The 12,855-nt window shown below is 39.7% G+C and carries 11 protein-coding genes and 3 tRNA genes; 11 read left to right on the top strand and 3 right to left on the bottom strand.

Annotated features, from left to right (window positions below; all coding sequences use genetic code 11):
• The first annotated feature begins 703 nt into the window (after positions 1–703).
• The 11 genes from HUU81_RS06940 (at position 704) to nth (ending at position 9,880) form a co-directional block, all read left to right on the top strand.
• Positions 704–780, top strand: a tRNA-Asn gene (locus HUU81_RS06940).
• A gap of 30 nt (positions 781–810) precedes the next feature.
• Positions 811–887, top strand: a tRNA-Asn gene (locus tag HUU81_RS06935).
• A 29-nt stretch (positions 888–916) separates the two neighbouring features.
• Positions 917–993: transfer RNA gene (locus HUU81_RS06930), tRNA-Asn, on the top strand.
• Positions 994–1,220: 227 nt separating this feature from the next.
• Positions 1,221–3,146, top strand: coding sequence for an EAL domain-containing protein (locus tag HUU81_RS06925; protein WP_199611507.1), 1,926 nt, complete (start codon positions 1,221–1,223; stop codon positions 3,144–3,146).
• A gap of 276 nt (positions 3,147–3,422) precedes the next feature.
• On the top strand, positions 3,423–4,004 hold the full coding sequence (gene rsxA, locus HUU81_RS06920) for an electron transport complex subunit RsxA (RefSeq protein WP_199611506.1): 582 nt from the start codon (positions 3,423–3,425) through the stop codon (positions 4,002–4,004).
• Positions 4,004–4,558 (top strand): electron transport complex subunit RsxB, encoded by a 555-nt coding sequence (rsxB, locus tag HUU81_RS06915; protein ID WP_199611505.1) that lies wholly within the window; start codon positions 4,004–4,006, stop codon positions 4,556–4,558. The genes rsxA and rsxB overlap by 1 nt, the downstream gene beginning before the upstream one ends.
• A gap of 10 nt (positions 4,559–4,568) precedes the next feature.
• A complete protein-coding gene (rsxC, locus tag HUU81_RS06910; protein ID WP_199611504.1) occupies positions 4,569–6,797 on the top strand; it encodes an electron transport complex subunit RsxC in 2,229 nt (742 codons plus the stop codon).
• The gene (rsxD, locus tag HUU81_RS06905; RefSeq protein ID WP_199611503.1) at positions 6,794–7,873 is read left to right on the top strand and encodes an electron transport complex subunit RsxD; all 1,080 of its coding nucleotides are present in this window, start codon (positions 6,794–6,796) and stop codon (positions 7,871–7,873) included. Before rsxC ends, rsxD begins: the two co-directional genes overlap by 4 nt.
• Positions 7,870–8,520 carry an electron transport complex subunit RsxG gene (gene rsxG, locus HUU81_RS06900; protein WP_199611502.1) on the top strand — a complete coding sequence of 217 codons (651 nt, stop codon included), beginning with the start codon at positions 7,870–7,872 and terminating at the stop codon, positions 8,518–8,520. Before rsxD ends, rsxG begins: the two co-directional genes overlap by 4 nt.
• Positions 8,507–9,208, top strand: a complete 702-nt coding sequence (locus HUU81_RS06895) for an electron transport complex subunit E (RefSeq protein WP_199611501.1) — start codon at positions 8,507–8,509, stop codon at positions 9,206–9,208. The genes rsxG and HUU81_RS06895 overlap by 14 nt, the downstream gene beginning before the upstream one ends.
• A 12-nt stretch (positions 9,209–9,220) precedes the next feature.
• The gene (nth, locus tag HUU81_RS06890) at positions 9,221–9,880 is read left to right on the top strand and encodes an endonuclease III (protein WP_199611500.1); all 660 of its coding nucleotides are present in this window, start codon (positions 9,221–9,223) and stop codon (positions 9,878–9,880) included.
• Positions 9,881–9,990: 110 nt separating this feature from the next.
• On the opposite strand, the gene HUU81_RS06885 is transcribed toward nth, so the two are convergent.
• Genes HUU81_RS06885 through HUU81_RS06875 form a run of 3 tightly spaced genes read right to left on the bottom strand, consistent with a single transcriptional unit; the run spans position 9,991 to position 12,556 of the window.
• Positions 9,991–10,860, bottom strand: a complete 870-nt coding sequence (locus HUU81_RS06885) for an alpha/beta fold hydrolase (protein WP_199611499.1) — start codon at positions 10,858–10,860, stop codon at positions 9,991–9,993.
• 9 nt (positions 10,861–10,869) lie between these two features.
• Positions 10,870–11,379: a GNAT family N-acetyltransferase gene (locus tag HUU81_RS06880; RefSeq protein WP_199611498.1), complete on the bottom strand. Its 510-nt coding sequence runs from the start codon at positions 11,377–11,379 to the stop codon at positions 10,870–10,872.
• Complete coding sequence (locus HUU81_RS06875) at positions 11,363–12,556, bottom strand: MerR family transcriptional regulator (RefSeq protein ID WP_199611497.1); 1,194 nt, start codon at positions 12,554–12,556, stop codon at positions 11,363–11,365. The genes HUU81_RS06880 and HUU81_RS06875 overlap by 17 nt, the downstream gene beginning before the upstream one ends.
• Between the last annotated feature and the right edge of the window lie 299 nt (positions 12,557–12,855).

Raw genomic sequence — 12,855 nt, 5'->3', positions numbered from 1 at the left:
TCCCTAGCCCTTATTATTACTGAACTCAACGAAAAAAACTTTATCAACAACTACTGTTTATTAATACAGTGGATGTGTGCCAACAAAAATTAAGTTGCCTAAGTTAGTTATTATTCATAGATTCAAACTACTTATTTTGAACTACTTTAATAAATATGCTGGTTAAGCTCAGATATCTTATAGTTTGCTGAATATTGCTTACTGAAAGTTGCTTACTGAAAGTAGGTTACTGAATATAGTTTACTCATTATGTTTATAAGCCGATCCAACTTCTAAGGGGTAAGCTTTTAACGAGACGCCTATTGAAGCATATATTGAGGCACATATTAATGTGTAATAAACCCGATGGCCTCCGCTCGCTCATTGATGGATTAGCCTGTCATCTCTCAGATTACTCTTTCAAACGTGTCTTTATCTTTATGTACGGCTCTTTATATACAGCTGTCTTATGTACCGCTGCATAAGTAATGTAGACTTTTTCACGAACACTACGCCTGATTTATTCCTATAGACTCCATCTAATTCACCATGCAGGTAAGCTTGTGCATATGACAACACAGTATAAATGATTAAAATTAAATCTAAATTGCCTTAAATGAACAAACAATAGCCAAACAAACCTATTTGTCAGAATTATTTAAAACAAGGTGTTGACAGTTTTAATCAAGATCCTTAATATTGCGCCCCGTTGAAACGACGTGATTCCCCCTTAGCTCAGCTGGTTAGAGCGACGGACTGTTAATCCGCAGGTCCCCCGTTCAAATCGGGGAGGGGGAGCCAACTCGAAGTTTTAACAAATCAAACGGCGATTCCCCCTTAGCTCAGCTGGTTAGAGCGACGGACTGTTAATCCGCAGGTCCCCCGTTCAAATCGGGGAGGGGGAGCCACTTCAAAGTTTGATTAAAAGTATTGCTGTTCCCCCTTAGCTCAGCTGGTTAGAGCGACGGACTGTTAATCCGCAGGTCCCCCGTTCAAATCGGGGAGGGGGAGCCACTTTTAATTACCTCACTTCTTAATTTCTATAATTTTATTCAGATAACCTTAAAATTTTTAGTTGATTCGTTATACTTAATGCGCGTATTGAGTTAAAATTCCACAGTTCGTACCTAATAGCTTTATTTTTAAATGATTATTTATGGATAAAATCACTTATATCTAGATAATAATGCGTTGTATTAAGCTGGAATAATAATAAAAAATCAGGTTGCATCAGGTAAAATATGAAATCATTTACTCTACTAGCATTGAAGCAGTTTGCCACATTCATCATTATGATATGTGTTCTTGTAAGTGTTATTTTCACTGGCTTTGGCAGCATCATAGAACATAAACATAAAAATGTGTCTAGCGCCGTCAATCAATTTCTTACAAGTAACCTTGTATCCGAATCAAAATTATTATCTCGTCAATTAAAAAATGGATTAGACGTAGAAAAGCTAGTCATTCAAAAGATGGACAGCACCAACTTATACTCTTTCAAAGAAAAAAATAATCATGTTGCTTTAGCAGGTTTATTTGAACAAATTGGCCTTACCTCAAAAACTTCAACGATCACCAATAAAGACAACGATTTAAAAGTTACCTTTAAAGCCTCTCATTACGAAGAATACAAAGTACTTCAGCAGCTTCTTATTGCAGCCATTATTATTCCTCTTGCCGCTGCGCTTCTCTCTATTATTTTGCTTAAAGGTTCTGTTAACCGAATTTATAGAAAAACGTCTGAAACTATTACTGATGTGATTCATAACTACGTTAGAAAAAATGACAATCAAGCTAATCCTGATTGGAGCAAACTGCCAGATGAATTCAGTGATACCATTTCAGCGTTGAGCGCCCTCTCCTCTCATGTCGATAAGCAATCAAATGAATTGAAGCAGTCTGCTGAAAAAATAATGGACGAGGCGTACAAAGACACGGTTACTGGCCTTGCTAATCGAAATCGCTTTGTTCAATATTTTGATGAAAAAAGATTAAACGAAAAATCCAATGAATTTGGCGTATTAGCTATTATCCGTTGCAGTGAGCTAATGAAGATTAACCACGCAAAAGGTTATCAGGAAGGCGATAAGTATGTGATAGATGTGGCTGAAATTATTTCAGCTGTCGCAGGCACTTATTCAAATAGTCGTATTTTTAGATTAAATGGTTCTGACTTTGGTGTAGTCATTCCTAATATTGCCCCTAAAGAGTCAGAACGCTTTGCGCAAAACCTACAAAGTAAGTTCAACGAATATCAAAAATTTTCTGAAATTGATTCAGTCGCATACACAGGCTTAGTTGCATACGATGTCAGCAAACCATTAGGTGAAATGCTAGCATTAGCAGATACCGCTATCAGCTTAGCGCAATCAAGCCAGATGAATGGCTGGTTTATTCAGAAAGAATCATCCGTACTTGAAAACGTATCAGCTTCGTACGGTAACCAAAATTGGCGCCAAGTCATTGATGATGTATTAACTAATACCCGCGTAAGTTTGTTGCATCAACCTATTCAACCTACCAGTCGATCATCAAAAGCCTATTCTGAAGTGCTCGCGCGTTTTAAAACTGCTGAAGGGCAAATTCTGCCTACCGCCTCCTTTTTATCCATGGCCGAAAAGCTAGATAAAATAGTTGATGTTGACAAGGTCATTATCGAGAAATGCCTTGACCAAATAAAGGCAAAAAATTTAACCGATCAATACTTCGGCATAAATATCACTCCGAAAACTGCACAAAACGAGCAATTTATGATTTGGCTTGAACGCCGTTTACTTAAAGACGCCAACATAGCAAATAAACTCATTTTTGAAGTCACTGAATACGGCTTGCAACAAAACATACAAGCCAGCAAGCGTTTTATCGACATGATACATCGTGTAGGTGCGCGCATTACCGTTGAACGTTTTGGCGTTGGCATGACTTCCTTTAAGTTCTTTAGAGACTTAAAACCAGACTTTATAAAAATGGATGGCAGTTACACACGAGATATTGACGAAGATAAGAACAATCAATATTTCATGCGCTTAATGGTCGATTTAGCACATAGAATTGGCGTTACCGTATTTGCCGAGTGTGTAGAAACACAAGAAGAAAAGCATGTATTAGAGCAGCTTTTAATTGATGGCACTCAAGGCTATTTTATTGGTAAGCCTTCTGCATTATAGTTAACCGACGTTGTAGCGCATTTATTACCTCTTAACAATAATTGCGCTAAATCCCACTACTCATTTTTAAAAATTAAATTTACAGCATCTACCTTCCCACTAAACCGTTTAAATTCCGCACAATTAACTTAATCCATACAAATAGTAAGTTGTTAATTGATAACTAAAAGCGGATAATGTCCAGCTCAAACGCAATAACGGCTATACTGCAACTAGCCACAAACCGCATAATTAATAATGTGGACACAGTTTTTATATAATGATGGATTTTGGTGAATGACAGAATATCTGTTACTACTCGTCAGCACTGTTTTAGTGAATAACTTTGTGCTAGTTAAATTTCTTGGGCTTTGCCCCTTTATGGGAGTGTCAAGTAAGCTTGAGACTGCCATTGGAATGTCGCTTGCCACTACATTTGTTTTAACATTAGCATCAGTTTGCAGTTACCTCGTCAATCAATTTATTTTATTACCGCTTGAACTCACCTATTTGCGCACACTTAGCTTTATTTTAGTGATCGCAGTTGTTGTACAATTTACTGAAATGGTGGTGCATAAAACATCCCCTACTCTTTATCGTTTACTTGGTATTTTCTTGCCTCTTATTACCACTAATTGCGCCGTATTGGGTGTTGCCCTTCTTAATGTTAATGCCAAACATAATTTTTTAGAGTCCGTTATATATGGGTTTGGGGCGGCAGCCGGATTTTCTATGGTGTTAATCATTTTTGCTGCTATGCGCGAGCGCTTAGCGGCGGCAGACGTACCAGCCCCATTCAAAGGAGCCTCAATTGCTATGATTACGGCTGGATTAATGTCACTCGCATTTATGGGCTTTACAGGGTTAGTTAAGATTTAATGAGTATTTTATATGCCTTAATTGCACTCGGCGTGCTTGCTTTAATATTCGGATTGGTACTGGGCTATGCCGCCATACGTTTTAAAGTGGATGCAGATCCATTAGTCGACCAAATTGATGAGCTATTACCTCAAACGCAGTGTGGCCAATGTGGATACCCAGGTTGTAGACCGTACGCTGAAGCCATCGCAAATGGTGACGAAATTAATAAATGTCCTCCTGGCGGAGAAGCAACCATTCATAATTTAGCCGATTTAATGGGGGTTGAAGCAAAACCACTGGATGATGCGCATCAGTCAGACAATATAAAGAAAGTGGCCTATATTCGTGAAGATGAGTGTATTGGCTGTACTAAGTGTATTCAAGCGTGCCCAGTAGACGCCATATTAGGTGCAGCAAAACACATGCATACTGTGATCGCGTCAGAATGCACCGGCTGCGATTTATGTGTTGAGCCATGTCCAGTAGATTGTATTGATATGATCCCTGTAAAACAAACCACTACCAACTGGAAATGGGATTTGCAGTCCATTCCAATTAAAGAAGTTCAGTAAGGGGTAATTGTTGGAAACGTTACACGAAAAAATTCTCCGTGGTCAATTATGGCAATCTCCTGGCGGCGTGCACCCTCCAACAAATAAGCACACCACAAATACTCAGCCTGTTGCCACGCTACCACTTGCTGAAAAAATCATTATTCCCGTTAAGCAGCATATTGGACACTTTGGTGAAGTATTAGTAAAACAAGGTGACCATGTTCTTAAAGGGCAGCCGCTTAGCAAACCAAAATCTGGTTTATCGCTGCCTGTACATGCCTCTACTTCTGGTACTGTGGTAGATATTAAACCAATGCCATCAGCACACCCATCGGCTATTCCAGAGCTCAGTATTATTATTGAACCAGACGGTGATGACCGTTGGACAGAGCTTCACCCTATTCTTGATTACACATTAGTTGATAAAACTGAACTTATTGCAAAAATTCAGCAATCTGGAATATCTGGATTAGGTGGAGCAGGCTTTCCTAGTTATATCAAAGCACAAACTGCATTAAGTCGACCAATCGAATATTTAATTATTAATGGTGTTGAGTGCGAGCCTTACATCACAGCTGATGACCGCTTAATGCAAGATTATGCAACTCATATTCGTGCAGGAATCGACATTCTTGTTCACTTATTGCAACCTCAAAATGTGATAGTTGGCATAGAGGACGACAAACCGCTTGCTATTGAAGCAATGAAAGCTGCGTGCAAATCAGACGAAAGCATTTTAATAAGAGCCATTCCCACTAAGTACCCTTCTGGCGGTGAAAAGCAACTAATTCAAATTCTAACAGGTAAACAAGTACCCACAGGTGGCATTCCTGCTGATATTGGTATGGTAATGCAAAATGTTGGTACTGTGCATGCCATAGCGAATGCCGTTCAACGAGGCGAACCGCTAATTTCACGCATTGTTACGGTTGCTGGCGATACCATTGAAAAAGCACAAAACTACTGGGTCCCTTTAGGTACGCCGATTTCACATGTCTTAAAAGAATGTCACTTTACTCCGGAAGTTAACCAACGAGTGATTATGGGTGGCCCAATGATGGGATTCACACTACCCCACCTGAATATTCCTGTAGTAAAAATTACTAACTGTATTCTTGCTCCAAGTGAAGCAGAATTGCCTAATGCAGGTAAAGAAATGGAGTGCATTCGCTGTAGTGCATGTGCAGATGTATGCCCTGCTAGCTTATTACCACAGCAACTTCAATGGTACGCAAAAAATAACGAGCACGAAAAGTCTAAAGAATATAATTTGTTCGACTGTATTGAGTGTGGTGCATGTGCATACGTGTGCCCTTCTGAAATTCCATTAGTTGAATATTACCGCGTTGAAAAAGCCACGATTAAGCAACTAGACGAAGAGCAAAGACAAGCAGAACAAGCGAAAAAACGCTTTGAGCAACGTAATCAACGTTTAGAGCGTGAAAAGCAAGAACGCGCCGAAAAACATCGCCTTGCTGCTGAAAAGCGTCGCCAAGCAATGGAAGGAAATAACGAAAAAGACAAAGTAGCTGATGCGTTAGCCCGTATTAAGGCTAAAAAAGCAGGGGCAACTCAAGGCGTTAATGAAAACAATACCGCTGAACAAAATGCAACTGACAATACCGAGCGCTCACCTAAAGATGCAGTAGCTGCTGCAATTGCTCGAGCAAAAGCAAAGAAAGCTAATGCTAATGCTAATGCTAATGTTGAACATCAGAAAAAGCCTACAGATAATGCAAATAGCGATAACGAGAAGGATAAAGCAGCGGGCTCTGACGCGAATATAACTAACACTCAGGACAATCCTAAAAAGGCAGCCATCGCCGCCGCTGTAGCAAGGGCAAAAGCCAAAAAAGAAGCGCAAAATAAATCTCTGAATGAAACAAATAGCCAGCCTGAATTGAAGCATCAAGTTACTTCGTCAGCTGAATCAAAAGCCAGTGAATTGCCTCAGGAAAACGAGTCAAGCGCCAGTAAAAGTAATAAACAAGAAGCAATTGCTGCAGCCATAGCTAGAGCAAAAGCAAAACGAGATGAGAAATTAGCTGAATTACAACGCTCAGAGCACTCAACAAGCACAACAGCGACGAAGCAATCATCCGCAACTAGCTCTACTGAACCAAAAGTTACAGAAGAAAAGTCTTCTATCAGTTCTAATGATGCTGAAAGCCCTGAGCAGCAGAAAAAAGCGAAAATTGCAGCAGCCATCGCCCGTGCTAAAGCAAAAAGAGAGCAACAGGAAAATACAAAGAAATGAGTTTTACATTAGCTAGCTCACCACATAATCACAAGCGTAAAACCACCAGCCAACTAATGCTGTTAGTTATTTATGCCTGTATTCCCGCCGCCATTGTGCAAGCCTACTTTTTTGGTTGGGGCAATCTTATTCATATTGCAATCGCTTCTTTTACAGCCATTGCAGCTGAAGCGGTTTTTTTAGCTATTCGAAATAAAGCCATTACCCCAAGATTAACGGATTACAGTGCCATATTAACTGGTGTGCTTATCGGCTTGAGTGTGCCTTCATTTGCTCCTTGGTGGATTTCTTTTCTTGGCGCAGCATTTGCCATCATTATCGTAAAGCAACTATACGGTGGAATTGGCTTTAACCTATTCAACCCTGCTATGGCCGCCTACGTTATGTTGCTTATTTCATTTCCTTTACAAATGACATCATGGTTGCCACCAGTCTCATTAATGCAATACGAACTAACTATCGTAGACGCCTTTTATGCCATATTTACAGGATTTTCTAGCGCAGGTTATAGCATAGAGCAACTTCGTTTAGGCGTTGACGGAATAACGATGGCAACTCCGCTGGATACATTAAAAACAGATTTAACGATAGGCATGACAACAACAGAAAGTATGGCTAGTCCTGTCTTTTCGCTAGACTCAGGCTTAGGCTTGAGTGGGCTTGGTTGGGAATGGATTAATCTCGCCTTTTTTGCAGGCGGTATGTTTCTTATTTTCACTAAAACGATTAATTGGCATATACCAGCAGGCTTTTTAAGCGGCCTGTTTGGTTGCGCGCTTATTGGTTTCTTAATTTCACCTGATACTGTGGCGTCTCCCACGTTTCATATATTCAGTGGTGCTGCAATGTTTGGCGCTTTCTTCATTGCCACAGATCCTGTTTCAGCTTCTACAACCAATAAAGGTCGAGTTATTTTTGGCCTGCTAATCGGTTGTTTAATTTATTTTATCCGTGTTTTTGGCGGTTATCCTGACGCCATCGCTTTTGCTGTGTTGTTGGCCAATATGTGCGTACCGCTAATTGACTATTACACACGACCTACAACCTACGGACATGTTAAGGAAGTGTCTAAATGACCAAATCAATGCAAAAAAATGGTCTGTTATTAGCTATCTTTGCCGTTATTTGTACTGGATTAGTTGCAATAACTCATACACTTACCAAAGATAGAATTGCTGCACAACAACAATCCGAACTACAAAAAAGCATCACTGATGTTGTCAGCAAAGATTTATACAATAATAATTTATTTGATGATTGCATCTCTGTCACATCGCCTGAATTTTTGGGCAATGACCAGATTAAACAAGTTTATCGTGGGCGTGTGAATGGCGAGCCAGCTGTGCTGGCTATTGAAAGCACGGCACCCAATGGCTACAGCGGAAGCATCGAACTCCTTACAGGCTTCAATATAAATAACGAGATCACCGGCGTAAGGGTTATCAACCACAAAGAAACCCCAGGGCTTGGTGATAAAGTAGAAATCAAAAAATCTGACTGGATTACATCATTTAACGGTCTAAAAGTTGAAGGTGAAGATGACACACGCTGGGCAGTAAGAAAAGACGGTGGTATGTTCGACCAATTTACAGGTGCCACAATAACGCCACGCGCTGTTGTAACAGCAGTAAAAAATACTGCACTTTATTACCAGAATAATAAAAAAGCACTTTTTGCACCAACTCAACAAAATTGCCGTGGTGAATTAAATGAACGAGATTAAAAATGTCAGCCTGCAAGGCTTGTGGCTTAATAACCCCGCATTAGTTCAGCTTCTTGGTTTATGCCCTCTATTAGCGGTTACTGCAACCGTAACAAATGCATTAGGCTTAGGCATTGCCACGTTACTGGTGCTTGTCGCATCTAACCTTACTGTATCCTTGGTAAAAAATTGGGTAACCAAAGAAATCCGCATTCCTGTATTTGTAATGATTATTGCCGCTTTTGTAACATCAGTTGAATTGTTAATGAGCGCATTCACGTATGGTCTTTACCAATCATTAGGTATTTTTATTCCTCTTATCGTAACTAACTGCGCAATTATTGGCCGCGCAGAAGCCTTTGCTTCAAAAAACAGTGCACCACTTGCAGCGTTAGATGGGCTGATGATGGGCCTTGGCTTTACGCTAGTTTTGGTTGTCTTGGGGGCATTTAGAGAAATACTAGGACAGGGCACATTGTTTGATGGCGCAGAGCTACTACTTGGCGAATGGGCGGCATCACTTAGAATAGAGCTATTTACGTCTGATACCAGCTTTTTGTTAGCAATTTTGCCACCAGGCGCCTTTATAGGAATGGGGCTGCTTATTGCTGCTAAGAATATTATTGACGCGCAATTAAACGAGCGTAAAAAACAACTTGAGCCTGTTAAAACAATTGAACGCGCTCGCGTTACAAACATTACTAGTTAAACAATAAGTATTATGAATAAAGAAAAACGTAGAGAAATATTAGAACGTTTACGCGCAGATAATCCTAATCCAACTACAGAGCTAGAATACACCACCCCTTTCGAATTGCTTATTGCCGTATTATTATCTGCACAAGCAACTGATGTTGGCGTGAATAAAGCCACAAGAAAACTATATCCAGTTGCAAATACACCTGAAGCCATTCTTGCTTTAGGTGTAGATGGCTTGAAAGAATATATTAAAACCATCGGGCTATTTAACGCCAAAGCTGAAAATACCATTAAAACCTGCAAAATTTTAATAGAAAAACACAATTCGCAAGTGCCTGAAGACCGCGCCGCTCTGGAAGCCCTGCCCGGCGTAGGCAGAAAAACCGCTAATGTTGTACTTAATACTGCTTTCGGCTGGCTAAAAGATAATGAAGGTAGATACTTTCTCGCCGTTGATACTCATATCCAACGCCTTGCCAACCGAACTGGCTACGCAAAAGGTAAAACGGTTGAGCAAACAGAACAAGCCATCATAAAGAACACGCCAAACAAGACAGAGTTCATGTTTAACCTGCATCACTGGTTTATCTTGCATGGTCGATATACTTGTACAGCACGTAAACCTAAATGCGGTTCTTGTATCATAGAAGATCTTTGTGAGTTTAAAGATAAAACTGAATAAACGACAGCTTAGAGCGATCAAGAGACAGTCATAATACTCCTGGGTCGCTTCTTAAGAATACGTTCACTTTAGCTTAAGAAATTTTGTTAAAGTGAACTTAATCGAACAACCTATTTAATAGACTTGACCGCCTCCAAAAGAACTTTATTAAACTCATCAGGTTTTTCTAGCATCGGAAAGTGTCCTGAGTCCTCAATGAAGTAAATGCTGTAATCTTTGATATGCTTTTTATTCTCTGCCGAGTCTGTCGGCCATAATCGAGCATTCACTAGTACAACAGGCACTGTTATACTCTTATAGATGCGATATGACTCACCACTTACATATTGGCCTAAATAATTACGAAATTGATTAATCGCAATATCTTTTGGTGCTGAAGCCATATCTTCTCCAACCCAATAGAGTAACTCAGGTTCAGTGTTCGTAGGCAATGAATCTTTTACAAATGCGTTGATTCCCGCCTGAAAATCGTCTTCAAAAGGCTTCGTCATTAGGTCTAGATCAGCTTGAGATAACTTTAAGGCTACATTTTGTGAAGTATCAACACCAATAATCCCCTTAACTTTATTCGGCATTAACTTAGCCGCTTCAGCTATAACTCCCCCCGCCATTGAGTGCCCAATCAATATGGCAGAATCTATACCTTCTTTTTCTATGACTGCTTTAATGTCATTTGCGAAAGCTAGCATGGTATATTCATTTCGATTGAAAGACGAATTACCATGCCCTGCTAAATCAATTGTAACAACCTGATGTTCGGCTGAAAAATAACTAATTTGATTGTGCCAGAGCCGACTGTCTAGACTCCAACCATGTACAAACATTAATGCTGTTTTCCCATTCCCATTAACGCTATATGCAATTTTTTCATCATCATTTGATATAGCTATGCCAAATTTAGATGTTTGGCTCCCTAAAGCGCTGGCGCTATTTAATGATATGCAAATTAGAAAAATAATAGTAAGTGTAAAATGTTTCATCTTTATCTCTTAATTGTCAAAAAAAGCAGAGTGGTAAGCTACTTCACCAGTTGGAACGTTATTAGATAGCGATAGCGCTAAAAAATACTCTGACGGAACATCAGGCAATGTAAGTTCTGGCTGTGACAAAAAGCCAAATCGACCGTAATACTCTGGTTCTCCGAGTAACACCAGTCCTTCAATGCCTTTAGACTGAAGTTGTGATATCCCCTCTTGAATAAGTGCACTACCAATACCTTCACCTTGACGGTTTGGCATTACAGAAACAGGCCCTAATCCCAGCCAAAGTGACTCCTCGCCATCAATTAAAACCGGTGAAAAGGCGATATGACCAATGAGTCCAGTTTCATCTTCATACACCAGAGAGAGTGATAATGCGTTTGTATCCCGTAATTTGTTTACGATTAGGTGCTCAGTTGGTGTAGCCCCAGATTCATGGTGCGGGTGGTTCATAAAAGCTCGGTAAATTAGAGATTCTATTTTTTTAATGTCTGTGTGGTTCTCATGTCTTACTTTCATGTTTTGTTCCTATGTTCTTAAGTACAAATACTTGGTAACCATACTGGCCTAAGTATTTTTCGTGTATCTGGACTTCTTTTCGTAAGTCATTTAATGAATTTGAAGTAAGACCTTCACCCGTGAGCTGAGTAATTCTTTGCTTCAATGGTTCTAGGTAGTTACGCCAAGACTGTTCGCTCTGTGTAAAGTGCTCGACTACTTCATAACCGGCTTTCATCATCTCTTTAGCTCGTTGTTCAATGGTCGACATTTTTGGATAGTTTTCTTGCCAAAACTCTATGGGTTCGACATCGCGTTTATTAGTCAACCAAACCAAATCACTCATAACTAAGTAGCCATTATTCTTAATAAATGACTTCCAACTTTTGAGCGCCTGCTTTACTCCCATGATATAAGCACTACCTTCTGACCAGATAACATCAAATTGCTCCAAGGCAAATGGCATCGCCTCCATACTGGCACAAATCGTTGTCACTGGATGTTCCGCAAATTGGTCTTCAACCACTTCTTGAACACAACTTAAGTTGTATTCATCATTATCTAGAGCCGTTAAATTAAAAGTCGAATGTTTTGCTAACAAGGAGATTGTTACGCCTTTGCCACAACCAATTTCTAACACATTGCCTGATCTAATAGGTAAAAAGCTTAGTGCTTTAAGAGTATCGCCTTCATCTCCAGGCCCTAATCTATCCAAACCTTGAAAAATAGTTTCAAAGTCAGTCATGTATTGCTCATGCTCATTCATGTCCTTTGACAGCCATTTTAGTCTTTGGGCTTGCTTGTCACTGAACCCTTGTTTTAACAAAAAATCATGGTGTGCTAATGGTGCTTCATTTTCCATTGACTGATGCCATTCTTTCATAGAGTTCATACCAAGCATTGAAGAAAGAAGCTCTCTTGCTTTTTGCTTTTGAGCTATTTCTTGATCCAATACACTCAGTCTGTGAAGTAGTAACTCTCTGTCTATTTGAGCTTGCAAACATGCAAGGCACTCTTTTAGGGTCAGTCCACCTGCTTGCAGTCGCTGCAATAACATTACTCGTTGAACGTCTTTTTCCGTATACGAACGATATCCATTGCTCTGCCGTTCGGAAGAAATCAATTTGAGTTTTTCGTAATAGAGCAAAGTGGAACGGCTCAATCCTACTTTTTGTGCTAATTCAGAAATACGGTACATAGGCTTCCTCTCATGCTTGAATAAACTTTAGACTATGAAGCTGTAGACAGGTCAACAGTTATTTTGAAAGATTATTGAATAATGATCATGGTAGTTAGAGTGATTTCTAAAAGCTGTCATAATTACCACGTGTTTCTCCAACTTGATTCCAATAAAAATCAGTAGCTTATGATTTGTTGTACATGTATTAACTCTTCCGTTACTTTTTAGACGGTATTCTGACTAGATTCTATTATTTGGTGAGTTTGATAGAGCTTTTGCTGTTTCTAATACAGTGTGCTCGAACTGGTAGAGGCGTA

Source organism: Flocculibacter collagenilyticus (assembly GCF_016469335.1).
GTDB lineage: Bacteria > Pseudomonadota > Gammaproteobacteria > Enterobacterales > Alteromonadaceae > Flocculibacter > Flocculibacter collagenilyticus.
This window is presented reverse-complemented; position numbering and strand designations above follow the sequence as displayed.